Origin of the sequence: Parundibacterium terreum (assembly GCF_014636315.1) — a bacterium.
GTDB classification, from domain to species: domain Bacteria; phylum Pseudomonadota; class Gammaproteobacteria; order Burkholderiales; family Burkholderiaceae_D; genus Undibacterium; species Undibacterium terreum.
On sequence record NZ_BMED01000001.1, the window covers coordinates 1,671,777 to 1,698,303 of the forward strand.

Here is a 26,527-nt window from a genome sequence, read left to right on the forward strand (position 1 = left end):
GAGGCCCAAGCGCTTGTTGTTACTGCTTGCAGCATTAAAGCTGCTTGTTCATCTCATCCAGAAAAGCCTGGATAGCCTCTTCATTGCGTTTAAAAAATGCCCACTGGCCCATGCGATGACTGGAAATCAGGCCCACTCTTTGCAGTACCGCCAGATGCGAAGAAATGGTGGATTGCGACAAGCCGGAACGCTGGTTGATCTTGCCGGCGCAAACCCCCAGCTCCAGCGCATGCTCCTGCTCTGGAAAATTGGTCACCGGGTCTTTCAGCCATACCAGGATTTCCCTGCGTACCGGGTTGGAGAGCGCTTTGATAATTTCGTCAATGTCCATGGATGTCTCGTGTGGATCTTTTATAAATCTATATATTTGAATATCTCGATATATAGAATTATAGTTCGGTTTTTCAAGATATGCTTGGAGCGCTTATTTTTGGGGGTTTTGCCGGCAATCGCTGATGCAGTCCTGCCACAGGGCCATCACATTAAGCACCGCATACCTTAGGGAAACAGTAAAATGAAGCAAGCTCACCCACCTCAACTCCCTGGAGAACGATGTCTATGGGCTATCCCCCGGTCACTTCCACACCATTTTTCCCCATTCGGCGTTGGCTGCGCCTGACTGCCGCGATCCTGTCCACAGTGTTGATCGTTTCTCTTACTGCCTGCGCCGGCCTGCCCCCTGCCGGTATCAATCCGGTCTCACTGGCTTACCCATCCCCCTATGAAACCAATCTGGGCAAGATTGCGCTCGCGTCCACGCCGGAAGGAAAAACGGAGCAATCCGGTTTCCGCCTGCTGCCTTTGGGAGCCTTCGCTTTTGATACCAGGATAGAGCTCATACGGCGCGCGCAACACACGATAGACCTGCAGTACTACGTGATAGGCAGCGATGAATCGGGCCGCACCGTTTTCAAGGAACTGGCAGCGGCAGCCGCGCGCGGCGTACGCGTGCGCATGCTGGTGGATGACTTGTTTACCGTCGGGCAGGATCAAAGCTTGCTGAACCTGTCGCAGCAAGCGAACGTGGAGGTGCGCCTGTTCAATCCCTTTCCTGCGGGACGCACCAGCTTATGGAGCAAGTTCCTGTTTTCGCTGAACGACTTCCACCGCGTCAATCACCGCATGCACAACAAGCTGTTCGTTGCCGACAATGCGATGGCGATTGTCGGCGGCAGGAATATCGGCGATGAATATTTCATGTTCGCGAAAGCGGCCAATTTCATCGACCTGGATACCTTCGTCATCGGCGATATTGTGCGGGACTTGTCCGAAGTGTTTGACCGTTACTGGAACAGCCTGTACGTCTATCCTGCAGACCAGATCATTAGCGCCTACAGGCGCGATGATGCACCGAACTTTCCGCACGCACCGGATTTCGGCATCTCCAGCACCCGTGCTCCACTGCCGCCTACGCTCCGTGACGACCTGGATTATCCGCCCCTCGCGGTAGAACTGGAGCGCGGCAAGCTGGATTTGCTGTGGGCGCCCGCGACGGTATTTGCGGATTCGCCGATGAAGGTTGCCGGCCTGACCGAAGGCAGCATGCACATGACCGTGCATAGCAGCATCACACAAATCATGCGCAGCGCGCAGCAGGAAGTGATAGTCATCTCACCCTACTTCATCCCGGGCAAGACCGGCATGGAGGGGATACGCGGGCTGAGCGAAAGAAAGGTCAGGATGGTGCTGGTCACCAATTCGTTGGCATCAACAGATTCGCCGCTGGTGCACATAGGTTATTCCCGCTACCGCAAGGAGATGATCAAGCTGGGCGTGGAAATTCATGAGATCAACCCCATGCGCAGCAAGGACGACAAGCGCTCGCTGGACTTCGGCAACTCACAAGCGATGCTGCATGCAAAAATCGCCGTCATCGACCGCAAGCAGGTATTCATAGGCTCGATGAACAGCGACCCGCGCTCCAGCCGCCAGAATACCGAGATGGGCGTGATTATTCAGGATAGCCGCATGGCGGGGCAGATCCTGGACCTGATGCACAAGGACGGCCCCAAGGCGACCTTCCTGCTGCGGCCATCAATCACAGCCGCAGGCATAGAATGGATAGGCAATGATTCGCTGGACCTGGATGAGAATAAGGAAGAGATACTGGATGACGAGCCTGGCGCAGGATTTTTCCTGAAACTCGCGCTGCGCCTGTTGGATCCATTTGCACCCGAAGAATTATTGTAGCGGCTATTGCAAGAGACAAGGGTAAAAGACAGGGTAAGTAAAAATGGGCCACGATTGCGGCCCATTTTCTTGCTCTGCTGCCGGCATCGATACGCTTGTTATCTATACCGGCCTGAAGCTTATTTCTTTTTGTTGGAAACAGGAATAGGGTCCAGATCGATATTCTTGTTCAATTCGCCTGCTTTGCCGGCTTCTTTGGTTTCAGCTTTTACTTCAGCGCGAGTCTTGCCAGTTGTTTTGTCGCCTTTGACAGGTACCGGATCCAGATCCAGGTTCTTGTTCAATTCGCCCTTGGTATTGGCTGCGCGTGTTTCTGCCTTCACTTCGGAGCGTGGTTTGCCGCTGCTCTTATTGGCTTTGACAGGAATTGGATCCAGATCCAGATTCTTGTTCAATTCACCTTTGCTATTCGCTGCGCGTGTTTCCGCTTTTACTTCTGCGCGGGTTTTGCCCATGGCAGGAGCAGATGCCGACGCTGAAGCGCTAGCCGACGATGTTTGAGCCTGCGCAGAAATTGCTGCCAGTGGAAGTGCCAGAACCAGTAATAATTTTTTCATCATAAGTCTCCCTTATTGTCTTCACATTGCCCAGCAGGATCAAAATCCATTGCCGAACAATACACCATTGATATTGCAATCGTTTTTTTCGACCGGCTACCAAACTCGCTCATTCAAATCCACCGGCCACCGGTCTGAACAAACTTACTTCAATAGATTCCCCGCCAAACTCTTGATGCTGGTAAGGGGATTTTTCTTATTTGGAGGCAGACTTATTGCTCTCCCCTGCGTCTGCCCGGGCTAAAAATTATTTCTGTGTCATTGAATTTACCTCAAGCTTACAAGAGAGGCAACAAATCAGCCGATTAGTTTGCTGCCCAATTGCATGAAAGAGACACATTGCCGTGTCGCCGGCTTGCTCTTTTACTATGCTCACAAGCAATCCAATTTCATCGGACTCATCCTACACCGTGCAAAGTTTTCGTCCGGCAGGCAACCAGAACCAAGTCACTTACAATTTGAAACAGGCACCAAAGAACGCTGACAAATACGAGCAGCACGAGAACCAACTGAACGAATTGCGAGGGCATGATGGAAACCGTTCGTAAACCTGGCGACAAATTTTCTGACAAACCGCTGTCGCGTGGCACTGAGGCACCATCCCAGCCAGCCGATGGACAGACAAGCTATATAGGCAATAACGATGGAAAGAGCCAGGCGTTGACACGCTCGCCTATGCGGATGGGCAGAAGCCATCCCGGCCGCAGCATCAGCGACAGTCGCGGATGAGAAATGGTGTTCGGGAGTACCTGTCTGGAATGCAGCAGGTTTTCTGCAAGGTAGCTTGAACGCAGTTAGCTTGAACGCAATTAAATAAACGCAGTTTCGCGGCTCTATTCTCAGCATCTTGCTGGATAGCAGAAGGCTAGACTGCTAAAAATGCCCGCAATCCGGCTTAAAGCCTGGTGTATATAGCCGGTCGCAGGAATTCCTGATTGAATACAGGCGGAGCAATACGATTTATCTCATATGAAAGGAGAGTAGCATGCAAAAACTTGCCGTAGCCGTGCTGTTTGGCGCACCCATACTCGCATTAACGATCATGTGCATGCTATCGCACGCGCAGTGAAGATACCTCTGCAAGTAACTGCTGTATCTGCTCTACGTCATAAGGTTTGGGCAGCACGTGGCTCTTAAATTTGAGATGCTGCACCATCTGGGCGCCGTAGCCTGACGCAAAAACAATGTGCACGCCTGGCTGCTTTTCAACTAATTGCTTTGCCAGCTCTATACCCGACATTCCGGGCAGGCTGACATCGGTAAGCAATACATCGAAAACATTCTGCTGCGTCAGCGCCAAAGCGTCCTCCGCATTGATCACTCCGGTTGGAGCATGTCCCAGCAATTCCAGCATGTCGCATAACATGTCTTTCAAATTGCCGTTGTCTTCGACAACGAGGATGCGCAATCCACTGTCGCCGACACTTAAATCGTTTTGATTAGCTTGCATAATGGCCGAGAGAGCTGAAGAGATTTATATTTTTAATTAGCGCAATGCTTTTCTGTACCAGGAAATTTCAAGCCAGGTGCAATAGCGGCGGCACCCATTCTAACTTGAATATGCTGCAAAGCCGGTGCCGACATTTTACATGCTGGCACCCGACTTATTGGTCTCCATCATATTTCCCTGCCCACAGATTTGCCAGCAGCACTCTGCCTGAAGCACTGTAGGATGTAGACTACAAATTGCACAAAAATGATGCGCCCCGATGCCAGGCATCGCCATAACAACATTACCGGAACGAAAGAAAAAATTTAATCTGAGGTAAAGCTTTAACTTGCAGTCTTAAGCCAATGATTTGAAATGGCCCATAAAAAATCAAGTAAAAACCTAGCTTTTTTTTCACATTTTTTTACACCACTGCATTCCACTTTTACGCTATCTTGATCCTGAAGGAGGAACCAAAATGCGTAAAATCCCTAGCAAATATCGCTGCTTTAAGTATTTTTTTCTCTCCATTATCGTGCTTGCAGTCGCCAACTTTTTACGGGTCTCCCAGGCGTCCGTCTGCAACTACACGGGCCTATGCCGGGAGGAGTTACCGCCGTGGCTGTGGACCTTGTCTCTGCTTATTGTCGTCTTCGGCATCCTGATGTTCCTGTATCAGGCCTACCGCGATTTGCACAAGCAGGATTATCTGTTCGAATCTGACTGGCGGTAAATTCAGTTCAGGCACCCGCTTCTACGTCCCCTGATCCATAGCGAGTGGGTAGCGTTTTGCGTTTACAGAAAACGCAGGCGCATACCCAAAAGCAGCAGTCCTAGCTACCGCTTCTCGACAGCATATCCGCGTCCAGCAAATCGTCATAATTGTGCTCGGCTATGTATTTGGCCGCATACGCGTGCGCTTCTTCCAATGCCTCTTTCTCCGTGCCGGAAACACCTGAGTCGTACACACGGTCCATTTCAGGCCGCCCTTCTATCTGATGCCTGACGTGGCCGAGGTAAGTGCCGTCGGCTTGGCGACTGGCATAGATACTGAAAATATTCGTGCGGTTTTGAGTGATGTCGATAGTCATAGTGCCTCCCAATAAAAAATATCCAGTTATGCTGTTTCGCCACGCTGGAACAGCCGCAGCATCTTGCTGCTGATTTTCTGCTTCAGCGTGAAATAATCTTGCCAGGGATCTTGCTGCAACTGCTGCAAGCGGCCAGGCAAATTTTTGATGGTAAATGTGTCGGAACGGACGCCTTCATCCAGCTCTTCCCAGAACAAAGGAGTAGATACCGGCGCATGTTCGCGGTTACGCGGAGAGTAGGCAGCAACCGCCGTTGCCCCTTGCCCATTACGCAGGTAATCCAGGAAAATTTTTCCATCGCGGCTAGACTTGCGGCTATTGGATGTGAACTGCGCGGGCAGGATGTCGGCAATATAATCTGCAATACTGTGCGACCATGCTTTCAGCTCATCCCATCCATAACCGGGGACAATGGGGACGACTACATGCAACCCCTTGCCGCCGGTAGTTTTTACGAAGCTTTGCAGGCCGACCTCGGTCAGCAGGCCCCGCATCAGTTGCGCGGCTTCTACGGTCCGCTGCCACTGCAGGCCGGGCGCTGGATCGAGATCAAAGGTGATGCGGTCCGGTTTCATCAAGGCCCGCTGATGCGAGCCCCAGGTATGCAGTTCCAAAGCGCCTATCTGCACCAGCGCAACGAGTGCCTCCAGGGTATTGGCCATCATGTAGACGGCAGTGCCCTCGCTCTCTGGTACCGCTATGCGGCCAATGCCGTCCGGTATAGTCTCTGCGGCATGCTTTTGGAAAAAACACTTGTTCTCGCCGCCTTGCGGACACCTGACTATGGTCAACGGGCGCTTCTTCAAATGCGGCAATATCCATTCTTGCACGGTCTCATAATAAAGCGCCAGGTCATGTTTGCTCAGCCCTGTGCCGGCAAATACCACCCGATCCGGGTGCGTAAGCCTGACGCCGGCCACCTCCTGTTCACCGCCTTCTTTGGAGGGATCTTCTTCCTCAACCTGGCCAAGCTTAGCAGGGTTCTCCCTGTGAATATCGCCGGGCTTCTTGTCGTCGCGCAAGGCGATGAAAGACGCATGCCGCAAGGTGCCTGACTCGGTCCATTGCGCAAATTCGATTTCGGCAACCAGCACAGGTTTTAGCCAATGCACGCCATGCGCAGCAACGCCGGATGGAGGTGATAAGAAGGCGCTATCCGCCTGCTCGATTGCCGAGAATTTTTTCATCAATTCTTTCAGCGTTCCACCGTCAAAACCGGTGCCAACCCGCCCGGCATAGACCAGTTCCCGCTTGTCGTTGTATGTGCCGACCAGCACAGCACCAAATGCCTCGCGGCTGCCGGCTGGGTCGGTGTAGCCGCCCAATACAAACTCTTGCCGGTTCTTGCACTTCAGCTTCAGCCAGTTCCGACTACGGCTTTGCCGATAGCCTGCATCGGCGCTCTTGATGATGATGCCCTCCATCTGATGCCTGCATGCCTGCTTTGCTACATCCGCAACTTTGGCGTCCATATGCTCGCTGTACAGCAAGCGGTCGCCCTGATAATTTCCAATTAACTGCTTCAATAAAAGCTTGCGGTCAATGAGAGCCATTTCACTGAGATCGTAGCCATCCAGATAAATCACGTCGAACAGATAATAAGCCAGATGAAACCCTTCCTGTCCGTCCTCTCCATCGGTCATATTTTGCAGGGCCTGAAAACTGATATTGCTATCGGCATCAATGGCGACCATTTCTCCGTCCAGCCAGGCCTGTCTGCACTTTAGCTGAGCCAGTGCATCGGCGACCGCTTGCCATTTTGAAGTCCAGTCCTTGCCCGAGCGGCTCAACAACTGTATCTTCTTGCCGTCTATACGGCTCAGCGCGCGATAGCCGTCAAACTTGATTTCCGATACCCATCCTTCGCTATCGGGTGCCGTATCGACCAGGGTCGCCAATTGCGGCATCACCGACGCCGGCATTTTTTTCTTCACCGCTCCATCCAGGTCAGGAATACCGTCCAGCGTGCGGCTATCCTCGCGCGCAGATTGCTGCCGCGCGGCCTGCTTGCGGGATTGCAGCTTATCAAGCACGCTCTCGGGCCTTAGAGTAGTGATATTGGCGTCATTGCCGGTTCTCGCAGAGTCGTCATCTTCCTTGATTAATAACCAGTTTTCCTTTTCTTGCTTCGCAGCCCCCATGCGCACCAATGCCCAGGTGCCTGATAATTTTTCTCCCTGTAGCTCAAACTTGAGACGTCCTTTCCTGTATCCATGCTCTGGATCCCCTATCGGCAACCAATAGCCTGCATCCCATAGCACGACTTCTCCTGCGCCGTACTGGCGAGCGGGGATAATGCCTTCAAAACTGCCATACGATAGCGGGTGATCTTCAACGTGAACAGCGAGGCGCTTCTCAGCCGGATTCAGGCTGGGGCCCTTCGGTATCGCCCAGCTCTTCAGCGTGCCTTCCAGCTCAAGCCGGAAGTCATAGTGCAATGCGCGCGCATGATGCCGCTGTATAAAGTAGCGCAAGGGACTGCGCAGAGCGGTGGGCCTGGGTCCCGGCTTGCCCCTTGGCTCAGGCGTAGCGCTGAAATCGCGCTTTTCCCAGTATTTTTCCAGGCTCATCGGGAATCCTCCTTGCATTGCGGACGAGAAAACTGTCAGGCGCGCGCCCGCTGCGGAGCGGGTGAGCGCTTGGCGGGAGTTTTCTTATCCGGCGTTTTCTTTGCAGCAGATGCTCTTTTTACTGCCGTAGTTTTTCTGTTTTTTGCTGAAGCGGGTGCCACTTTGCGCTTCGCTATCGGTTCAACAGAGGCCGTTCCTGCATTCGCACTGCTCCCTTTTCCCGGAGTTTTTTTGCCTAGACTCTGCTTCAGCAAAGCCATCAGGTCAATCACGTTACCCGCACTGGCTTTGGGTGTCTCAGGTTCCGGTTCGGTAATGGTCTTGGTTTGCCTGGCTTTTACCTTTTTCTTCACCAGCGCCAGCACATCCTCACGATAACTGTCGTGATACTGGGAGGGGTCCCATTGCTCCGTCATTCCTTCTACCAGCGACAATGCCATTTGCACTTCCTTGTCGCTGATGCCTGCACTTCTCAAAGCTTTCGCCGGCAGCTCAAGATCTTTCGAAGGGCGAATCTCATCGTTGTATCGCAAAGTATTCAGTACTATCGTGTCGCCAACGCAGAGCAATGCTGCCAAGTGCTGCTTGGTGCGTATCACCACCTGGGCAATGGCAACCTTATCTGCCCGGCGCAGCGTCTCGCGCAATAAGGCGTACACCTTGTCACCGCCGCGATCAGGGGCCAGATAATAGGGTTGTTCATAGTAGATCAGCGGAAGCTCGGCCGCATCGACAAAGGCAAGAATATCTATGGTTTGCGTTGCCTCTACATTCGCGCGCTTCAGATCCTCATCCGACAGCACGACATATTCGCTATCCTTGTATTCATATCCTTTGACAATGTCATCCCATTTCACTTCCTTGCCCGTACGCTTATTGTAGCGGCGAAAACCTATGGGAGAAAAATCACGCTTGTCCAGCATGGTCAAATCCAGCTCATGCTGTTTTACGGCGGAAAACAGTTCTACCGGTATGTGGACCAGGCCAAAGCTGATCGCACCTTTCCAGAGGGCTCGCTGCATGATTTTCCCCTTGCTTGGAATTTCGTCCGGCCGCTATTCGCCAACCGCCGTCTTCAGGTTCTGCGCCATCTGCAGATGATGTTCCAGCGCCGGCAAGTTTTGCTGCGCAAACGCCTTCACATCCGCATCCTTGGCACTAACCGCCGCCTTGCGGAACAGGGCTACCGCCTCCTTGTGCGCGGCGACACCTATTTCTGCCGCATATAGCTGATCAAATTTCGCGCCGTCCAGCACGTTCAGTTTCGCAATCAGGGCTTGCTGTTTCATACTGGGCTCATCAGGCACATTCAGCCCTTTGCCGGCAGCAAGTTTCTTCAACTCGTCTGCTACTTTGCCGTGGTCGGCCAGCATTTCTGCCGCGAATTTTTTCACGGCATCCGAATTGGCTTTTCCCGATGCAGTTTTACTTGCCACTATCTCGGCATTGCCAGCCTGCGCCGCAGTCATCAGGAATTGTTTATCGTTTGCACCCAGTTGCGCTTCCGCATCCTTTGCTGCTGCGTAAGAGCCCGATGCTGCCGCCAGGCCAGCTATCAAGGCAATGCCTGCCGCAACGATGAGCAACATGGATTTTCTGGAAGGTTTGTACATGAATCGGGAGTGGGAAAGTGCATGTAAGTTCATGAAATTCTCCTTGAATACACAGAGAACCATGGTAGCAATCTCGCTATGAAACGGCTGTAGGATGGCCGTAAGATGCGGATACCAGTTTGTGTAGGAAAAGGTGACGCACTGTGCCGTCGCAGTTTCATTTCCAACTCATTTTTCGTCTCTACGTGGTTACGAGAGCGCAGCTCCGTAACAGCATTGGTTCGAGGAAAATCCTCAAATAAATGACGATCATCATTTTGTGCAATAATCGTTTCCTGCTAAAAATTCGCTCGGCCAATAGGCCAAAACAAAGGGGACAAACATGCGCATACTCGTCGTCGGTGCTGGTGCTGTGGGAGGATACTTCGGAGGCAGGATGCTGGCTGCCGGCAGGGATATCACTTTTCTGGTGCGCCCCAAACGCGCCGAGTTGCTGGCACAAAACGGCCTTGTGATCAAAAGCCCGGTGGGTGATTTGTCATTGGCGGCGCCACCCACCGTGCTCAGCACCCAATTGAAACCGGATTACGATCTGATCATTGTCAGTTGCAAGGCTTACGACCTGGACGACGCCATCAATTCTTTCGCGCCGGCAGTCGGCGAGAAAACCATGATACTGCCGCTGTTGAACGGCATGCGCCATCTGGATGCACTGGAAGACCGCTTCGGCAAAGCCAATGTGCTGGGTGGCCAGTGTGCCGTATCGACAACCGTGAATGCACAAGGCGCCATCCTGCACCTGGCGCCCTCGCACTCGCTGACCTTTGGCGAGCGCGACGGCACGATGTCGGAACGCATCAAGCAAGTGCTGGCTGCCATGTCCGGCGCTGGGTTCGATCCAGTGGCCAGCGAAAACATTCTGCAATCAATGTGGGAAAAATGGGTACTGCTGGCCTCCCTGGCCGGTAGTACCAGCCTGATGCGCAGTGCCATTGGCGACATCATGGAAGCCCCCGGCGGCCAGCAATTTGTGCTGGACGTGCTGGCAGAATGCAGCAGCGTAGCCGCGGCTGCCGGCCATGCACCCGGCACGGGCTTCTTCAACCAGCTGCGCACCTTGCTGACTACGGCAGGATCGCCGCTGACCGCGTCGATGTTTCGTGACATTGAAAACCACGCCCGCATAGAAGCGGATCAGATCATCGGCAACCTGATAGAGCGCGGCCAGCAACTTGGCTTGAAGGAACCCGCCCTTCCATTGCTACGGTTGGTGTACACGCATCTGAAATCCTACGAGGCAAGAAGCAAACGCACCTCTTCTTAGAAAACGTAGCGCGTGCAATGCCTGCAATCGATTTCTTATATCAATATGCAAATTAGTAATTAGAAAATGTCATTACTGGCCGCATCGCGGTCCCGGCGCTACGGCGTAAAAACCGTGCACTTCGCCTTTGATGCCTGCCTATACTCCATAGAGTATAGGCAGCTTGTTTGAATCCGGAGTCCGCCATTGCTGGCGTTCTTGCATGTATTTATTGCCATACTCCTGATTTTATTGGAGTGCAGCAGCCTCATGTCACACCGGCAATTTGCAGCCCTCTGCGTTTGCGTACGCTCCCCAGCCTACAATTTCCTTGCCTGCAACGACACATTTTCGTCAGTTTTTTCAGTAAAAACCAAACTTTCATTCCGTCATTGCTTAAAAATTAGGCAACCCCAACTTGTTATTTTGCGTAGCAGCATGTAGAGTAAGGGGTTGATTTTCCGCTTTTCTCACCCCTGCTTCAGGCGGCCTGCATAAATCATTTGCTTCACGCATCGTATCTTTACTTTACGCGCGGCTTGTTGGCTTATCGGGTCTCCGGCATTACTTTTTTGACATCTATGGCTTTAATCGTCCACAAATACGGCGGTACTTCGATGGGTTCGACAGAACGCATCAAGAATGTCGCCAAACGCGTTGCCAAATGGCATGATGCCGGTCACCAGATAGTTGTGGTGCCGTCAGCAATGTCTGGCGAAACAAACCGTATCATCGGCCTGGCCAAAGAAATTATGGCCCAGCCTGATCCCCGTGAACTGGATATGATCGCCTCCACCGGCGAGCAAGTCTCTGTCGGCCTGCTGTCGATGGCCTTGCAGGCTATCGGCAAGCAGGCTGTGTCTTACGCCGGCTGGCAAGTCGCGATCAAAACAGATTCCGCGTATACCAAGGCACGTATCGCATCGATCGACGACACCAAGGTGCGCGCTGATCTGGATGCGGGCAAGATAGTCATCATTACCGGCTTCCAGGGTGTGGATGACGCCGGCAATATCACGACCCTGGGCCGTGGCGGCTCCGACACCTCTGCCGTGGCCGTTGCCGCTGCCTTGAAGGCACAGGAATGCCTGATCTATACCGACGTGGATGGTGTCTACACCACCGATCCGCGCGTGGTCTCTGATGCGCGCCGCCTGAAAACAGTGACATTTGAAGAAATGCTGGAAATGGCTTCGCTGGGTTCCAAGGTTCTGCAGATACGTTCGGTGGAATTCGCCGGCAACTATCGCATGCCTACCCGCGTACTGTCGTCGCTGACCGACCCAATGATACCGCTGGAAGAAGAAGCCAATTCCGGCACCCTGATTTCGTTTGAGGAAGATACACACATGGAACAAGCTACCATCACCGGCATCGCGTTTAACCGTGATGAAGCAAAGATCACCGTTTTCGGCGTACCGGACAAGCCAGGCATCGCCTATCAGATCCTGGGCCCTATCGCCGATGCGAACATCGAAGTCGACATGATCATCCAGAACCAGTCTGTAGACGGCAAGACCGACTTCACCTTTACCGTACCGCGCGGCGAATATACCAAGGCCATGCAGGTGCTGGAAGCCAGCGTCAAGGAACACATCAGCACCGGCAACATCATCGGCGACCCCAAGGTATCGAAAGTCTCCGTAGTCGGCGTAGGCATGCGCAGCCATGTCGGCATTGCATCGCAAATGTTCCGCACCCTGGCCGACGAAAGCGTCAATATCCAGATGATCTCTACTTCTGAAATCAAAATTTCCGTATTGATTGACGAAAAATACATGGAATTGGCAGTGCGTTCACTGCACAAGGCTTTCGGCCTGGAATCAGCTTAATACGCGTCCGGCCCCGGCAAAATCGCGGCGACAGCAAACCCCTGCTCGCCACGAGTGCAAAAAGCAAGATTTTGGCGCTAGTTACTGTTGACCAAAGCCGCGCAAGCGGCTATTATCTCGGTTCTCGATTGCAGCAGAGGTAACGACGCTGCAAAAGACAGTGTGGAGATTTGGCCGAGTGGTCGAAGGCACTTCCCTGCTAAGGAAGCATATGGGCTTAAACCTGTATCGAGGGTTCGAATCCCTCAGTCTCCGCCAGCAATACTAAAAGCCGCTTAATGTAAAAGTTAAGCGGCTTTTTCTTTTTGGCGAGATGTGGAGACTAGCAAGCCATTAGTATGGCTTGCCGCGGGATTCGAAGGGAATCGCTTGCAAGCGATTCCGCGGCCTGTGGAACGTAGGTTGTAGGCGTGTCCCTCAGTCTCCACCAGCAATGCTAAAAGCCGCTTAATGTAAATTTAAGCGGCTTTTTCTTTTGGCGAGATCTTGAAGCTTGCAGGCCATCAGTATAGCCTGCAAGACGGCCTGCCATACCTCGCACTCATCATCAACTTGCTGTCTTTATCAGCCAGCAACACGGCTGCATGCTCAGGCCTGGCGACCTGCACGCGGATGCGGAATGGAAAAGTATAAAAGGATCAGGCTGGCGAGGAAACAGGCTCCCAGCGTGCCGAGCGCATAGTAATAGCTGCCGGTCATTTCCCGCACCCAGCCAATAAAGACCGGGCTGACGGCACCGCCGATGGCGCCTACGGAACTGATCAGGGCGATACCTCCTGCTGCGGCCTGGTCCTTGAAATAGGCACCGGGTATGGTCCAGAATAAAGCCAGAAAGCCGAACACTGCCGCACTTGCCAGTATCAGCAATATGACTGTGATCGCAATATTGTGTGCGCCAAAAGGCAGCAGCATGAACGACAGCGCCGAGACGATGCCGCATCCGATTACATGCCAGCGGCGCTCCAGCAGGCGATCGGAACTGAAACTGACCGTCAACATGCCTGCGGTCGCCAGGACCGATATGCCGCCGCTCAGCCAGCCGATATTCATCAGGCTGCTAACGCCCACGCTTTTCAGCAAGGTCGGAATCCATAACAGCAAGGCATTTTCCACACAATAAAATGCGAAGTAGCAAATGGCGAGGGTATACACCACCTTGTCCCCCAGCGCCTCACGCATCCTGGAGGGGCCGCGCGGCGCCAATGCACCAGAATCGGGGTTGACGATTTTCTTGACTACCTGCTTTTCCTCATCCGACAACCAACTGGCTTCTTCGGGACGATTGGCCAGATAAAAGTAAGCCAGCACTCCCAGCACCAGCGCGGGAATGCCTTCCAGAATGAACAGATGCTGCCAGCCGCGCATGCCGCCCGCCTGATCGAAATCGGTCATGATCCACGCCGCTACCGGGCCGCCGATAATGCCGGACACCGGCAAAGCCATGACAAACAGGCTGGTTACGCGGCCACGCATGCGTTCAGGAAACCAGTAAGTGAAATAAAACAGTACGCCCGGGAAAAAACCGGCTTCGGCCGCGCCTACTAAAAAACGCAGCGCATAAAACTCCAGCTTGGTGGAGGCAAATGCCAGTGCGATCGTGAACACTCCCCATAGCAGCATAATGCGCAGCAGGGTTTTCCTGACACCGAGCCGGTGCAGCATCAGGTTGCTCGGCACCTCGAACAGGATGTAGCCAAAATACAGGAAGCCGGCGGCCAGGCCATAGATCGCTTCGTTCAAATGCAGGTCACTGATGAACTGCAATTTGGCGAAGCCGACATTGAGCCTGTCCATCATCGCAATGACGTAGCAAAGAAACAGGAACGGTACCAGGCGCCAGCCTATTTTTCTGAAGATAGCCTGTTCATCGAGTGACACGCTTTGTTGTAATGAGGTTTGCATATATTGTCTCTTCCAATGGTATAGATTTGAATCGCTGGATGAATATCGCATCTTCAGGGGCCGAAGCTGGAGCGTGCCTGGATTCGCCAGTCACCGTCGGCACGGGTCATGATGTACAGGGATTCATAGACACCGATGACCGAGCCGTCAGCTCGGTAGCGCGTATAGCTCAATGCATAGTGCGCCTTGTTTTCGTTAAACTGGATCAGCTCACGCTGCTCCCATCTGCTGTATTTCCAGTTGTCTTCCAGGCGCAGCTTGTTGAAGAGGTCCATGGGATTGCTGCCCGCTGTTTCATATATTTTCATCTTGCCTCCGGCGAATCGGAGGTGCGGGAAGTGCATGGTGGCATCCATGGCTGCCGCATCGTAGGCGTTCAGTGCGGCCATGAACTTGTCCAGGGTTTCCATGCATGCGCTGTGTATCTGTTGTCGCTGGTCAGTCATTGCTGTGCTCTATTCAAAGGCTGGTTAAAAAGGAGAACAGTGCCGAAGTGAATTCCGCTCCGGCACCGAGATTGCCGAGATGCGCGACCGGCAGCTCGCTATATCGGGCGCCGGGTATGCTGTCAGCCAGCACGCGCGCCTGCTCAGCTGTACACGCCATGTCCCTGGTGCCGGCAATCACCAGCGTCGGCACGCGGATCTGCGGCAACCGAGCGGTAAAGTCGAAATCCCTGATAGCAGCGCAGCACTGCGCGTAGCCATCAGCCTGTGTGGACAAGAACATGTCTCTTGCCAACGCGAGGTTGAGCGGATAAGCAAGGGCCGCTTCTGCCGTGAACCAGCGCGCTATCGTCGCGTCAGCCAGTGCTGTCATGCCTTGCTCCATCGCGGTCGCGCTGCGCCGGTTCCAGAAATCCGCCGCCCCGAACTGGGCAGCGGTATTACTCAGTACTAATTTTTGCATCCTGGCCGGATGCAGCAGCGCAAGCTCCATGCCCAGCGCACCGCCCATGGACAGGCCGCAATAGCGATAAGATTCTATGCCGAGGGCATCCAGCAGCAGGGCCAGCCTCTCGGCAAACTGCCGCATAGTGTTCGCATCGGGCCAGAGTGGGCTGCCATGCCCTGGATAATCGAAAACAATAATCCGATAGCGGCTCTGCAATGCTGCGACTTGTTCGGTCCACAGGCGCGTGTCGGTAGCAAGCGAGTTGCCGAAAAGGAGTACAGGCAAACCGGCTGAACCGAAAGACTGGTAGGCAACGCCGCCGACTATGCCGCTTGCATTTGCGGTAACGGAGGGATGGGAGATGATTTGGGGCATATAAATTTGTTCGCATAGCGAACATATGTTCGATTTATGAATATATTATCCGCTAGCCAGTTTGGGGTCAACCGATTGCTGCGATAAAAGCCGCATGCTAAAGTCTGCCACCTTAGCCAACATATCAACTTGTCATGAGTACCTCCCCTCCACCCGATCCGGAACTGTTCGTAGATGCCTTTGCGCGCGGCCTGTCGGTCATTTGCGCATTCGACGCAAGCCGGCCAGAACTGACGCTCTCTGAAGTCGCCGAACTCACCGGCATTAGCCGTGCTGCCGCCCGCCGCCTGCTATCGACGCTGGTGCATCTTGGCTATGTACATGCGAGTGGACGCAGCTTTCGGCTAACGCCAAAAGTCATGAAGCTGGGGTATGCTTATTTGTCGGGCCAGGCCCTGACTGACATCGTCGAACACTATGTCGTCGATGTTGCGGAAAAAACCGGTGAGTCGTGCTCGGTCTGTGTGCTGGATGGTTCGGACGTGGTCTATATTGCGCGGGCATCGACCAAGAAAATCATGACCATCAATTTGTCGATAGGGACACGGCTACCGGCCTGGCCTACCGCAACCGGACGGGTGCTGCTAAGCAGCCTGGAAGAGGCCGAGCTTCTGGCAGTGCTTGAGCAAAGTGAAATTACAAAACATTCCGTCAATACGATCACCGAACGCGCAGCCCTGCTCGCAGCCATAGCCTCAGTGCGCACAGCCGGCTATTCATTTGTTTCGCAAGAACTGGAATACGGCTTGACCGCAGTTGCCGTGCCGCTGAGAGACAGATCCGGCAAGGTAATAGCAGCGATGAACGTTGCCGGACATGTGCACAGGAACTCGCCTGAGCAAATGCTGAATCATCACTTACCGCTGCTGCAGCGAGCCGCCACGGAAATAAATGCTGCCCTCGCTTCACAGCTAATGAGCGGCCAGGGAGCCCGTTAGCCGCGAAAAACAACGAAGACCTCATTCTTCAAGCTGCCAAATTTGAGCGGATTTTTCTTTTGCAAACTCCGCTATTGGCCGCCAGCCTGCTCGCAAGTGCCCTTGTCGAATAGCACGGCTACGCCGCAGGCCGATGTGAACATCGCGTCGCCGTCGTGCCCTACACCCTCCACTTTCAGCAGACGCTGCGCAACCATCTTCGGATGCCTCTGCTGCATATAGGCAAAGTAGGAACTGCCGCGCGCAAAGCGATACGGCCCTTGCGTTTCGGCGGAGCAGGATTTATCCAGAGCCGGGTGTTTGGGATTGGTGTCCGCAGTACCAAGCAGATAAACGACATCCCGTGCCGCATAGGCATCTTCATATGCGGCAGGTGTCTTGAGCTTGGCATAAGCCGGCGCACCGGGCCAGCCATATTTCCACTGGTTGAATTGCGGGCAACTGGCCGCCGCTGGCTGAGGACGGTCTTCGCTGAAATACAGATAGGATGAGGGATTAGCCACCACATAACGCACGTGCATGCCAAGCTTGCTCAGCACTTCCTCCCCCTTGCCCACTACCGCGTAGCGCTGCACCACCTGCGCTCCGCCGGAGTGGCCTGCGATAACCACATCTTTCAGATTGGGGAAGCGTTTTCGGTCCGACAATTGCATCAATATCGCATCGATGGCGTCAAAGGAGCTCAGCGACGCCGGGCCATTGGCGCTCTCTCCACCCATCCAGCTTTCCCACTCCCAATGCAGGACATTCTCCGGCAACTGGTGTGCAGGAATATCTGCATCAGCCAGAAATTGCGGCACAATCATCATCGTGTGCTCTGTATCGCCGGATGCCTTCAAGGCTTTTTGAGCAGAGCGCCAATACACATCGGCATCGCGCAAGCGGCCATGAAATACCAGCACCGCGCGCGTCACGCCAGGCTGTGGAACAGTCCAGTCACGCGACACATACAAAGGGAGTGCCGCATTCCCGGACGGCGCGCCTACCTCAATCCGGGAATCGGCAATGACTTTGACCGGCCGTTTATTCGGTGCCGTTTCCTCGGCAGCATGAACAAGTCCGGAAGCGAACCCAGAAGCGATTGCCAGACTGAGCAGCAAGGGGAATACATTCGATTTTTTGTACATGGGCCGCCTTAAAAAGAATTGCTCTTCCAATCGGGAATGAGCAATTCTAAGGCATCAGGCTGCAAGTTGCTGCAAAGTTCAGCTTTGCTAATACTAGACGTAGACATCCACTGAATTACCTAAAGCGGAATCCGTGGATTTGGTCGAAGCAGAAGCAAGCGTAGTCTGATTGCCGGATGAGGCCTGCTGCGTACTCGAAGAGGAAGAGGCAGATGCCGTAGAAGAAGTGCTGGCCGCATTGTTCTGCGCATTCAACTGATCGATCTTTGCCTGTACTGCGGCAATCTGGCGGTTGAGCGTATCGACGGCGGCCTTGCCTGCGTCCGTCGTGGCATTCTTCTCGGCCTCGGTCAATTGCTTTTCATAGGCTGCCAGTTGCTTCTCCAGCGCAGCCATCTGGGCGTCGCTACTGGTGGAACTGACTGCACTCGCTGCGGACGTGGATGCCCCAATTGCGCTAACCATATCAATACTCCTTAAATCTTGATCTTAAGATTCATATCGGTATGGCATGCAATTAATGAAGTGCCAGGGGTGTAAAGTTAGGTAAAGACGCCAAATGTAAAATGCCCCAGAAAAAATCTCTGGGGCAATCTTTGGCCGGGGAAAGCGACGGTTTATTTTTTGCCGTGCGTGGAAAACAATCTGCGCCAGCCTTCGTGACCAAGCGTGCGCATGGTTTCCATATTTTTCTCGTAGATTGCATCTGCATCTGGAAAAGACAGCACCGCCTTGTCCACGCTCTCTTCGCGCAATAGGTGCAACATGGGAAATGGCGAGCGATTGGTATAATTTTCGATGTCGTCCACTTCCGTGCCGGCGAACTGGTAGTCAGGGTGAAAACTGGCAACCTGTATCTGTCCATCCAAATCCAGATCTTCCAATGCCCCATCGGCCACATCCAGGAAATCGTTGTAATCCAAAAAATCCAGCAGCACTGCAGGGTGTATCAGCAGCGTCGTTTCTATCTGTTCCGGATTCGCCTCTGCCAGAGTCTCCAGTTCGCTGATCAAGTCCTTCAGCAAGTCTTCCGGTGTACGGGCCTGGCTGACAACGTAGCGGATCTGCTCTTTGACGAAAGGCGCTTTGGCGAAAGGGCAAAGATTGAGGCCGATGACCGCTTTTTCCAACCAGGTCTGGGTTGCGGCAACGATATCTGCTGGGCTAATGAAAGGTGCGGTCATGGTCATTCTTGAAAAGTGGAGCAAAAACGGATTTCAGCCTTGCTAAAAACTGCCGGAAGCAGCGGCATCCGAAGCATATCACGGTCACAGAAACAGCATGTCAGGTTTGGAAACTGCCGGCAGCTTCCACCTGGAAATACTGCCGTGTTCTGCTCCAAACAAAAACGCCGTGCAGCCACTACAGCCACACGGCGCTGATTAAGGCTGAGTTGGCTTATTTCTCTTCGCCACCAATAAACTTGTAGATCACTGCACCCAGTACACCGCCTGCGATAGGCGCCACCCAGAACAGCCACAATTGCGCTGTTGCCCAACCGCCGACATAGATTGCAACGCCAGTGCTGCGCGCCGGATTAACCGAAGTGTTGGTCACGGGGATACTGATCAGATGGATCAGGGTCAGGCACAAGCCGATAGCGATAGGCGCAAATCCTTGCGGTGCACGCTTGTCTGTCGCACCCAGAATGACGATCAGGAAAAATGCCGTCATCACCACTTCGGTAATCAACGCAGCCTGAAAGCTGTAACCGCCTGGGGAATGCTCACCATAGCCGTTGGATGCAAAACCGGCAGACACGTCAAAGCCCGCCTTGCCACTGGCGATCAGGTAAAGCACGCCGCCTGCCGCGATGCCGCCCAGCACCTGAGCCACGATGTAAGGCAAGAGCTTGGATGCCGGGAAACGGCCGCCCGCCCACAAACCGACAGAAACAGCCGGATTCAGGTGGCAACCCGAAATATGGCCTATGCCATAGGCCATGGTCAGCACAGTGAGGCCAAATGCCAGCGATACGCCGTGCAGGCCTATGCCCACGCCAGGGAATGCCGCCGCCAGTACCGCACTACCGCAGCCACCCAATACCAGCCAGAAGGTCCCAAAAAATTCAGCGCCATATTGTTTCATTTGTTTTCTCTTTTCCTGAAAAACAGCCGCCCTGAAAACGGCCAGATTGTCGTCAACGGAATCTGCAGAACCGAGCTTTCAAGCAGGTACCGCAAACACTGCCGAGATACTATCTCAAACAAATGTTGCATCACTGTTAAAAGTTGTTATATTTTCTTTGTTTTTGTTCAATTTAACAATCATTAAATAATAGTTCCTTTCATTAATAATCGATCCCTTAAAAGACCACGGAAATTAAATGCTGCTCAGCCCACTCTCCCAATTCACTCGGCTTACACTGCTGGCACTGCCACTGGTATCACTATCTTCAATGGCCCTGGCCGAGCGCCTGATAGAAAAAGACGTGATAAGCATCCATGGCGAAACACGGCAGTATTTTCGCGTGTATGACACCGAGCCTCAGCACCAGGGACCGGTCATCCTGTTGATCAGTGGCTCGGGTTGCGGTGATTTCGGCTCGCGCTTTCCCAGCTTTTTTGAAAAATATCCGGCGCCGCTGGACGTCTACTTCCTGGAAAAAAAGGGCATTAGCCAGGGGGATGACGGAAAAAAATGTTCGGCACAATATCAAGAGGCGAATTACCTGGAGCGTCGGGTTTCCGACAATATTGAATTTCTTGAGAAACAAGCTTCCTTGAAAAAACTAGGGAAACACTCCGTGGCTGTGTTAGGTTTTTCAGAGGGCGGCAGTATCGCACCTGTCATAGCCACTAAAAGCGACAAGATAGGCTGGCTGGCGACAGCCGGTAGCGGCGGCATGCTGCAAAAGGACGAGTTTTTGTATTTTGCGGACCATGGCATAGAGCCTTATGCAAAACCATTTTCACGTGCCTATTTTTTGCGGGAATATGCAGGCATCAAAAAGAATCCGGACAGCGTGAGCAAGGAATTTTTCGGACAGACCTACCGCTACTGGAGCAGCCATTTATTCCACAATCCTATCGATGCCTATAGCAAGCTGGATATTCCCATGGTCGCAGCGATGGGAGAGAACGATGACAGCGTACCATTGGAATCAGGAAAAGTACTGGAACGATATTTTCAATCGCATCCGGGAAAAGACTTTCAATTTATCGTGTACCCAAATGCCAGCCACGCCTTAAAAACAGGGGAGAAAAATGGCGCGCAGACTTTCGTTGCCAACCTGGCGAAATGGTTCAGGGGTGATGCCCATCCATTTGACGACCAATAGAGGCGCGTGAACTCAATGCGCACTTACCTGGCCGTTCACGCTCCGCAGTGGGCGTTAAATTCTTGCCAGACTTCTTCCTGAATTTTTCTGATTGCATCATCCTGCTTCATTTTTTTCAGCACGCCTTCCACCTTCGGCATCAGGTTTTCATGCCGCTTGCTTAGCCAATGATAAGCAAGAATTTTTTCCAGCGAGGGTTCCAGGATGATGACTTTATTCAGACCCAGTTTCCTGGCCTTGCAATAGCTGGCGCGCGCATCCACCGCAACGTCGGTGCGGCCGGCATCCAGCTTATTGAACAGGGACTCCAGATTAGGCGCGGCATCAATATGCATGCCCTTGAGCTTTTCTTCAAAGATTTTGGCTCCGGAGAGGTAGCCAATCGAATACGCTTGCAGACTGTGATAACCCGCTACCTTGAAGCGCTTCCCAGTCGAAAACACGACCAGCTCTTCATATGCAATCGGGACGGCAATCTTTTGCAGATCGCCCAACTGGGTATTCGCAATACGGAAATCCACACCGTCGATACTTCCCGCATTGACTCCACCCACGATGCGCGGATTGGGAAGCGCTTCAAACCGGAGGCTGATACCCAGTTGCCTGTAGGCCTCGAGCAAAACACGCTGGGCCATCAGGGCGCTGGGGCCCTGATCCAGGGATACCGCAAAGACCAGTTGCGCCTGCGATGACGTGCAGAAAAGCGCGCCGAACAACAGGGCCACCGCAATTTTTTGACGGGCAAGGAGGGATAGGAAGCTCATGCGCCATTATACCGAATGGCGTACCGCTACCCCTCACTTTCAGACCTTAGCGTCCTGACAAGAACGCAGGCCTCAGTGGTCACCAGCCGTATTTCTGGCAAGCCTTGCGATACACCATGCCTGCCATGGCGATATCTTCCAGGCCGACACCGATGGATTTGTAAATGACGATATCGTCCGGTTTGGCCGCATAGTCCATGCTGCCATTCAGGGCCTGCCCCAGCTCGGACACTTTATCCCAGTCAAAAGTACCGGGGGCGCACATCACCAGGTCTCCTGCTTCTTGCTGGGCCTGCTGCTTCCATTCAACGACGATGGCTGCTGCTCGTGCGATCGCGGCATCGTCCAATTCCCTGACAGTCGCTTTGCTGGCGCCGACCGCAGCAACGAAAGCGCCTTTTGGAAGCTGTTTGCCGTCAAACAAAGGCGTCTGCGCCCTGGTGACCGTTACCAGCACGTCTGCCGCGGCCACTGCATCCAGCATTGCCACGGCCCTGGTGGCCACGCCGGTTTGCGCGGCAATCTGCGCTGCAAACTCCTGGGGGATAGCCCTGCCCGCGACCAGGATCTCCTTGAAGCTGCGCACTTTCAGCAAAGCCTCTATGTGCGATCTTGCCTGCACGCCCGTGCCGATCACGGACAAGGTGTTTGCCTGCACGCTGGCCAGCGCATCGGTCGCTACTGCTGTCGCTGCAGCAGTACGGAATGCAGTCATCGTGTCTGCTTCTATCGTTGCCAGCGGCTCGCCTGTCTCGGCGGAAAACAATACGATGACAAACTGAAATTTACCGTTGATCGTCGTATATACCTTGGTTCCGGCGACTTTGGCGCCCGGCACGATCGCTCCCATGGTTGACAGCATGACGCCGGCAGCGGAAGTACGTACCCGCGCCTGCTGCGCCCCTTGATCCATCGTGCGAAAAGCCTCGCGCATCGCCTGTATGGAATCATCGGCATTAATCAATTCTGCAACTTGCTGGTTGGTAATCAGTTTCATCTCTATTCCCTGTTTTATGTATAGCTGTATTGCTTATCCTTGGACTTCGCTATGTTTGCATAAAATCGCGGGCAGGATGTTGAAATTAGTCCCTGATGCTATGCAAAAAAGTTATAGCTTCAGACAGCGGCTGCAAAATTTGTTCAAACCTGCAAAAAAAAGCGCCCTTATGCAGGGCGCTTTGCGTTTGAGCGCTATGGAAACATAGCGCATTAAAACATTAAATTTCTTCGTACAAAGGCAGAGTCAGGAACTCGGCAAAGGATTCCGATGTGGACATTTCTTCAAAGATCTGCGCGGCACGGTCGTAGGTTGGGCCCGTGCCGGCAGTTGCTTTGACCTTGACCAATTCCTCAGGGATCATCGCGCGCACCATTTCTGCGTTGACCTTGCGGCCGTCTTCCAGCTTGCCCTTAGTAGAGCGTATCCACTGCCATACCTGCGAGCGGCTGATTTCTGCGGTTGCAGCATCTTCCATCAGGTTATGGATAGGTACGCAGCCGTTGCCTGCCAGCCAGGCACCCAGATAGTGGATGCCGACATTGATGTTATAACGCAGGCCAGCCTCGGTAATCGGTGTTTCAGGCTGGAAGTTCAGCAAGTCTTTTGCGGTAACTTCAACGTCAGGACGCTGTTTTTCAATCTGGTTAGGTTTGTCGCCCAAGACCTTCTTGAATTCAGTCATCGCCAGTTCTACCAGGCCTGGGTGGGCAACCCAGCCGCCATCGTAGCCGTCGGTTGCGTCACGCGCTTTATCTGTGCGTACGCCGCCCATTGCGATATCGTTCTTCTCAGGATCGTTCTTGATAGGGATCAGTGCAGCCATGCCGCCGATTGCCGGCGCATTGCGCTTGTGGCAGGTCTTCAGCAATAAAAGCGCATAAGAACGCATGAACGGCGCGGTCATTGTGACCTTGGCGCGATCTGCCAGGCAGAAGTCTTTATCGTTCTTGAATTTCTTGATGCAGGAGAAGATGTAATCCCAGCGGCCGGCATTCAGGCCGGAGCTGTGTTCGCGCAGTTCATACAGGATTTCATCCATCTCAAAGGCAGCTACGATGGTTTCGATCAGTACGGTTGCCTTGATGGTTCCTTGTGCGAGACCAATCTCGTTTTGCGCCATCACGAATATGTCATTCCACAGGCGCGCTTCCAGATGGGATTCCATCTTCGGCAGGTAGAAGTAAGGACCGGCGCCGCGTGCCAGTTGCTCTTTGGCGTTGTGGAACAGGAACAGCGCGAAATCAAAGATGCCGCCGGAAATACGCTTGCCATCCACCAGCACATGCTTTTCATCCAGGTGCCAGCCGCGTGGGCGTACAACCAGGGTCGCAATCTTGTCGTTCAGTTTGTAGCTCTTGCCATTTTGTTCCAGGCTGATCGTGCGGCGTACTGCGTCGCGCATATTGATCTGGCCGGTGATCTGGTTGTCCCAGTTAGGCGTATTGGAATCTTCAAAGTCCGTCATGTAGCTGTCGGCGCCGGAGTTGAAGGCGTTGATGACCATCTTGCGTTCTACCGGGCCGGTAATTTCCACGCGGCGGCATTCCAGCGCTTTTGGAATAGGGGCAATTTTCCAGTCGCCTTCGCGGATATGCTTGGTCTCTGGCAGGAAATCCGGCTGCTCGCCGGCGTCCAGGCGCTTGGCGCGTTCTACGCGGGCGGCCAACAGTTCCTGGCGGCGTGGTTCAAATGCGCGGCTCAGCTTGGCAACCAGGGCCAGTGCTTCAGGTGTCAGGATTTGTTCAAAGCCAGGCTTGATTTCGCCCTTGATTTCCATGCCGGCCGGCAGTGTGAGTTGAGTCATTTTCTTCTCCAAATTAATCTAATAATCTTAGGCCCGGGTATGCGGGACCTGCTAGCGGTTTTTTTCTACAAAGTCGACAACATCGGTTAGCGAGCGCCCCTGTCCATGCGGCACTACGCCCAATTCTTCCAGCGGCGCAGAAGCACGGTTCACCCAGAATGTGGTGTAGCCGAACCAGGTTGCGCAGCATGCGTCCCAGCAATTGCTGGAAACGAACAAGATATTCTTTGCGGGCAGACCAAACACATCCGGCGCCATTTGGTAGGCTTCCGGTGCGGTCTTGAATTTTTTCACGGCTTCTACCGACAGCAAGTGGCTGAACAAGCCTTGCATGCCAGCCGCATCGACCGCCGATTGCAGCATATGCGGATTGCCATTGGATAGGATGCTCAACTTGAGGCCGCTGGCGCGCAGTTGCTGCAGCACGCCAAGGTTTTCGGGAAATGCCTGCAATCTCGCGTACTGGCCCATCAAGGCATTTTGTGCATCCAGCGTCAGCGCCAGGCCCAGCTTGTTGCAGGAAAAAACCAGCGCATCCTGGGTCACTTCCCAGAAGGGCTTGTACATGCTGCACATGGTGCGCAGGCGCGTGTATTCAATCTGCTTGTCGCGCCAGAGTTCCGCCAATGCCATGCCGCGGCCGGGGAATAACTTCTCCCCCAGTTCCCTGATCGAGTACACATCAAACAGCGTACCGTAGGCATCAAAAGCAATGGCTTGTATCGACATGGTCCTCTTTGGTTTATTGCAGCACAGCACAAGTTCCAGTGAAGGCGGGCAACTTAAATATACGATTAGTAGTATATTCAATATCAGGGTTTATAAATATGACGTTTTATCACTTTATTTTTGCGTTTTAGTTAAAGGTGATCAGACTTAACGATACAATTTATTACGATTAGTAAAAATAGTCGCCTTAAATGGCGTGTATTCTTACTTTTCGGAATGCATTTGGACTATGCCAGTAACAAATGCATTTCTGCACTATTGCCAGGAATCATGGATCAATTCAAACAACTTTCCACCTTTGCCGAGGTAGCCACCCGCGGCAGCCTGTCTTCGGCTGCGCGCGCAGAAGGCGTTGCACCGGCAATGATAGGCCGCCGCCTGGATGCACTGGAAGAGCGGCTGGGCGTTAAACTGTTGCAACGCACCACGCGCAAGATTGCACTGACCAACGAGGGCACCGCTTTCCTGGAAGACTGCCAGCGCATACTTGCCGAGCTGGAAGAGGCCGAAACTGCTGTATCGGAGCGCAGTGCGCGCGCCAGCGGGCAATTGACGGTATCTGCCCCGGCCGGCTTCGGTCGCCAGCACGTTGCTCCGCTGGTTCCGTCTTTCCTGACCGAACACCGCGATGTCAAGCTGACGCTGAGCCTAAACGACAGGGTGGTGGACCTGATCGGCGAAGGCATAGACGTGGCGATACGAATCGCCTCGCTGACCGATTCCAACCTAATCGGCGTCAAGCTGGCGGACAATAAACGCGTGGTAGTGGCTTCACCGGCTTACATCAAGCGCCACGGCACACCGGGCTCGCTGGACGAACTGAGCAACCATAACTGCCTGGCTTTCAGCAGCGACGGCAGCCAGCGCGGCTGGACCTTCCGCCAGAACGGCAAGAATGTGACGCTGAAAGTGGAAGGCAATATGGTTTGCAACGACGGCGAAGTGCTGCATGACTGGGCCATCTCCGGCAAAGGCCTGGCCTGGCGCTCGATGTGGGAAGTGGGATCCGAGATTGAATCCGGCAAACTGGTTACCGTGCTGGATGAATTTACCGCACCGGGCAACGATATCTATGCCATTTTTGCGCAAAGGCGCCACCTGCCGCTGCGCATACGCGCCTTCGTCGATTTTTTAAGGCATGCTTACAGCAAACCCAATTACTGGGGACAATCCCAGGGCTAGCATAAGG

General features: G+C 53.5%; 26 protein-coding genes and 1 tRNA gene. 9 read left to right on the plus strand and 18 right to left on the minus strand.

Features of this window, described 5'->3' with window-relative positions; translation table 11 throughout:
* Nucleotides 1–34: 34 nt before the first annotated feature.
* Nucleotides 35–331: an ArsR/SmtB family transcription factor gene (locus IEW12_RS07790; RefSeq protein WP_188565350.1), complete on the minus strand. Its 297-nt coding sequence runs from the start codon at nt 329–331 to the stop codon at nt 35–37.
* 221 nt (nt 332–552) lie between these two features.
* Between IEW12_RS07790 and IEW12_RS07795 the strand changes: the two genes are divergently transcribed.
* The gene (locus IEW12_RS07795) at nt 553–2,190 is read left to right on the plus strand and encodes a phospholipase D-like domain-containing protein (RefSeq protein WP_188565351.1); all 1,638 of its coding nucleotides are present in this window, start codon (nt 553–555) and stop codon (nt 2,188–2,190) included.
* Nucleotides 2,191–2,309: 119 nt separating this feature from the next.
* On the opposite strand, the gene IEW12_RS07800 is transcribed toward IEW12_RS07795, so the two are convergent.
* Nucleotides 2,310–2,750 (minus strand): DUF4148 domain-containing protein, encoded by a 441-nt coding sequence (locus IEW12_RS07800; RefSeq protein ID WP_188565352.1) that lies wholly within the window; start codon nt 2,748–2,750, stop codon nt 2,310–2,312.
* A 525-nt stretch (nt 2,751–3,275) separates the two neighbouring features.
* On the opposite strand from IEW12_RS07800, the gene IEW12_RS07805 reads away from it, so the two are divergent.
* Nucleotides 3,276–3,476 carry a hypothetical protein gene (locus IEW12_RS07805; RefSeq protein WP_188565353.1) on the plus strand — a complete coding sequence of 67 codons (201 nt, stop codon included), beginning with the start codon at nt 3,276–3,278 and terminating at the stop codon, nt 3,474–3,476.
* 322 nt (nt 3,477–3,798) lie between these two features.
* On the opposite strand, the gene IEW12_RS07810 is transcribed toward IEW12_RS07805, so the two are convergent.
* Complete coding sequence (locus tag IEW12_RS07810; RefSeq protein ID WP_188565354.1) at nt 3,799–4,197, minus strand: response regulator; 399 nt, start codon at nt 4,195–4,197, stop codon at nt 3,799–3,801.
* 457 nt (nt 4,198–4,654) lie between these two features.
* On the opposite strand from IEW12_RS07810, the gene IEW12_RS07815 reads away from it, so the two are divergent.
* Entirely contained in the window at nt 4,655–4,909 is a 255-nt protein-coding gene (locus tag IEW12_RS07815) for a hypothetical protein (RefSeq protein WP_188565355.1), read from the plus strand.
* Between the two features lie 100 nt (nt 4,910–5,009).
* Here the strand turns inward: IEW12_RS07815 and IEW12_RS07820 are convergent, their stop codons facing one another.
* Genes IEW12_RS07820 through IEW12_RS07835 form a run of 4 tightly spaced genes read right to left on the minus strand, consistent with a single transcriptional unit; the run spans nt 5,010 to nt 9,483 of the window.
* Nucleotides 5,010–5,267 carry a hypothetical protein gene (locus tag IEW12_RS07820; RefSeq protein WP_188565356.1) on the minus strand — a complete coding sequence of 86 codons (258 nt, stop codon included), beginning with the start codon at nt 5,265–5,267 and terminating at the stop codon, nt 5,010–5,012.
* A gap of 26 nt (nt 5,268–5,293) precedes the next feature.
* A complete protein-coding gene (gene ligD / locus IEW12_RS07825) occupies nt 5,294–7,837 on the minus strand; it encodes a DNA ligase D (RefSeq protein ID WP_188565357.1) in 2,544 nt (847 codons plus the stop codon).
* 35 nt (nt 7,838–7,872) lie between these two features.
* The gene (gene ku, locus IEW12_RS07830) at nt 7,873–8,859 is read right to left on the minus strand and encodes a non-homologous end joining protein Ku (protein WP_188565358.1); all 987 of its coding nucleotides are present in this window, start codon (nt 8,857–8,859) and stop codon (nt 7,873–7,875) included.
* 33 nt (nt 8,860–8,892) lie between these two features.
* Nucleotides 8,893–9,483, minus strand: a complete 591-nt coding sequence (locus IEW12_RS07835; protein WP_229750980.1) for a DUF4142 domain-containing protein — start codon at nt 9,481–9,483, stop codon at nt 8,893–8,895.
* A 289-nt stretch (nt 9,484–9,772) separates the two neighbouring features.
* Here IEW12_RS07835 and panE point away from each other — a divergent pair, with 289 nt between their 5' ends.
* The 3 genes from panE (at nt 9,773) to IEW12_RS07850 (ending at nt 12,783) form a co-directional block, all read left to right on the plus strand.
* The gene (gene panE, locus IEW12_RS07840) at nt 9,773–10,714 is read left to right on the plus strand and encodes a 2-dehydropantoate 2-reductase (RefSeq protein ID WP_188565359.1); all 942 of its coding nucleotides are present in this window, start codon (nt 9,773–9,775) and stop codon (nt 10,712–10,714) included.
* A gap of 560 nt (nt 10,715–11,274) precedes the next feature.
* Nucleotides 11,275–12,525 carry an aspartate kinase gene (locus IEW12_RS07845; RefSeq protein WP_188565360.1) on the plus strand — a complete coding sequence of 417 codons (1,251 nt, stop codon included), beginning with the start codon at nt 11,275–11,277 and terminating at the stop codon, nt 12,523–12,525.
* A 164-nt stretch (nt 12,526–12,689) separates the two neighbouring features.
* A tRNA-Ser gene (locus IEW12_RS07850) sits at nt 12,690–12,783 on the plus strand.
* Between the two features lie 330 nt (nt 12,784–13,113).
* Here IEW12_RS07850 and IEW12_RS07855 read toward each other — a convergent pair.
* Genes IEW12_RS07855 through pcaD form a run of 3 tightly spaced genes read right to left on the minus strand, consistent with a single transcriptional unit; the run spans nt 13,114 to nt 15,696 of the window.
* Nucleotides 13,114–14,427: an MFS transporter gene (locus IEW12_RS07855; RefSeq protein ID WP_188565361.1), complete on the minus strand. Its 1,314-nt coding sequence runs from the start codon at nt 14,425–14,427 to the stop codon at nt 13,114–13,116.
* 53 nt (nt 14,428–14,480) lie between these two features.
* A complete protein-coding gene (locus tag IEW12_RS07860; RefSeq protein ID WP_188565362.1) occupies nt 14,481–14,873 on the minus strand; it encodes a DUF6841 family protein in 393 nt (130 codons plus the stop codon).
* Nucleotides 14,874–14,886: 13 nt separating this feature from the next.
* The gene (gene pcaD / locus IEW12_RS07865) at nt 14,887–15,696 is read right to left on the minus strand and encodes a 3-oxoadipate enol-lactonase (RefSeq protein ID WP_188565363.1); all 810 of its coding nucleotides are present in this window, start codon (nt 15,694–15,696) and stop codon (nt 14,887–14,889) included.
* 134 nt (nt 15,697–15,830) lie between these two features.
* On the opposite strand from pcaD, the gene IEW12_RS07870 reads away from it, so the two are divergent.
* The gene (locus tag IEW12_RS07870) at nt 15,831–16,634 is read left to right on the plus strand and encodes an IclR family transcriptional regulator domain-containing protein (RefSeq protein WP_188565364.1); all 804 of its coding nucleotides are present in this window, start codon (nt 15,831–15,833) and stop codon (nt 16,632–16,634) included.
* Between the two features lie 71 nt (nt 16,635–16,705).
* Here the strand turns inward: IEW12_RS07870 and IEW12_RS07875 are convergent, their stop codons facing one another.
* From IEW12_RS07875 to aqpZ, 4 genes are all read right to left on the minus strand, one after another.
* On the minus strand, nt 16,706–17,761 hold the full coding sequence (locus IEW12_RS07875; RefSeq protein WP_229750981.1) for an alpha/beta hydrolase: 1,056 nt from the start codon (nt 17,759–17,761) through the stop codon (nt 16,706–16,708).
* 93 nt (nt 17,762–17,854) lie between these two features.
* Nucleotides 17,855–18,226 (minus strand): FlxA-like family protein, encoded by a 372-nt coding sequence (locus IEW12_RS07880; RefSeq protein ID WP_188565365.1) that lies wholly within the window; start codon nt 18,224–18,226, stop codon nt 17,855–17,857.
* A 152-nt stretch (nt 18,227–18,378) separates the two neighbouring features.
* Nucleotides 18,379–18,951, minus strand: coding sequence for a DUF1415 domain-containing protein (locus IEW12_RS07885; RefSeq protein ID WP_371874504.1), 573 nt, complete (start codon nt 18,949–18,951; stop codon nt 18,379–18,381).
* 208 nt (nt 18,952–19,159) lie between these two features.
* Nucleotides 19,160–19,849, minus strand: coding sequence for an aquaporin Z (aqpZ, locus tag IEW12_RS07890; protein ID WP_188565367.1), 690 nt, complete (start codon nt 19,847–19,849; stop codon nt 19,160–19,162).
* 238 nt (nt 19,850–20,087) lie between these two features.
* Between aqpZ and IEW12_RS07895 the strand changes: the two genes are divergently transcribed.
* Nucleotides 20,088–21,041: an alpha/beta hydrolase family protein gene (locus IEW12_RS07895; RefSeq protein ID WP_188565368.1), complete on the plus strand. Its 954-nt coding sequence runs from the start codon at nt 20,088–20,090 to the stop codon at nt 21,039–21,041.
* A 35-nt stretch (nt 21,042–21,076) separates the two neighbouring features.
* Here IEW12_RS07895 and IEW12_RS07900 read toward each other — a convergent pair whose 3' ends face one another.
* From IEW12_RS07900 to IEW12_RS07915, 4 genes are all read right to left on the minus strand, one after another.
* On the minus strand, nt 21,077–21,805 hold the full coding sequence (locus IEW12_RS07900; protein ID WP_188565369.1) for a substrate-binding periplasmic protein: 729 nt from the start codon (nt 21,803–21,805) through the stop codon (nt 21,077–21,079).
* A 79-nt stretch (nt 21,806–21,884) separates the two neighbouring features.
* A complete protein-coding gene (locus IEW12_RS07905; RefSeq protein ID WP_188565370.1) occupies nt 21,885–22,802 on the minus strand; it encodes an ornithine cyclodeaminase family protein in 918 nt (305 codons plus the stop codon).
* A 220-nt stretch (nt 22,803–23,022) separates the two neighbouring features.
* Nucleotides 23,023–24,609 (minus strand): malate synthase A, encoded by a 1,587-nt coding sequence (gene aceB / locus IEW12_RS07910; protein ID WP_188565371.1) that lies wholly within the window; start codon nt 24,607–24,609, stop codon nt 23,023–23,025.
* Between the two features lie 51 nt (nt 24,610–24,660).
* The gene (locus tag IEW12_RS07915) at nt 24,661–25,338 is read right to left on the minus strand and encodes a haloacid dehalogenase type II (RefSeq protein WP_188565372.1); all 678 of its coding nucleotides are present in this window, start codon (nt 25,336–25,338) and stop codon (nt 24,661–24,663) included.
* Nucleotides 25,339–25,608: 270 nt separating this feature from the next.
* Here IEW12_RS07915 and IEW12_RS07920 point away from each other — a divergent pair, with 270 nt between their 5' ends.
* On the plus strand, nt 25,609–26,520 hold the full coding sequence (locus IEW12_RS07920) for a LysR family transcriptional regulator (RefSeq protein ID WP_188565373.1): 912 nt from the start codon (nt 25,609–25,611) through the stop codon (nt 26,518–26,520).
* Nucleotides 26,521–26,527 lie beyond the last annotated feature (7 nt).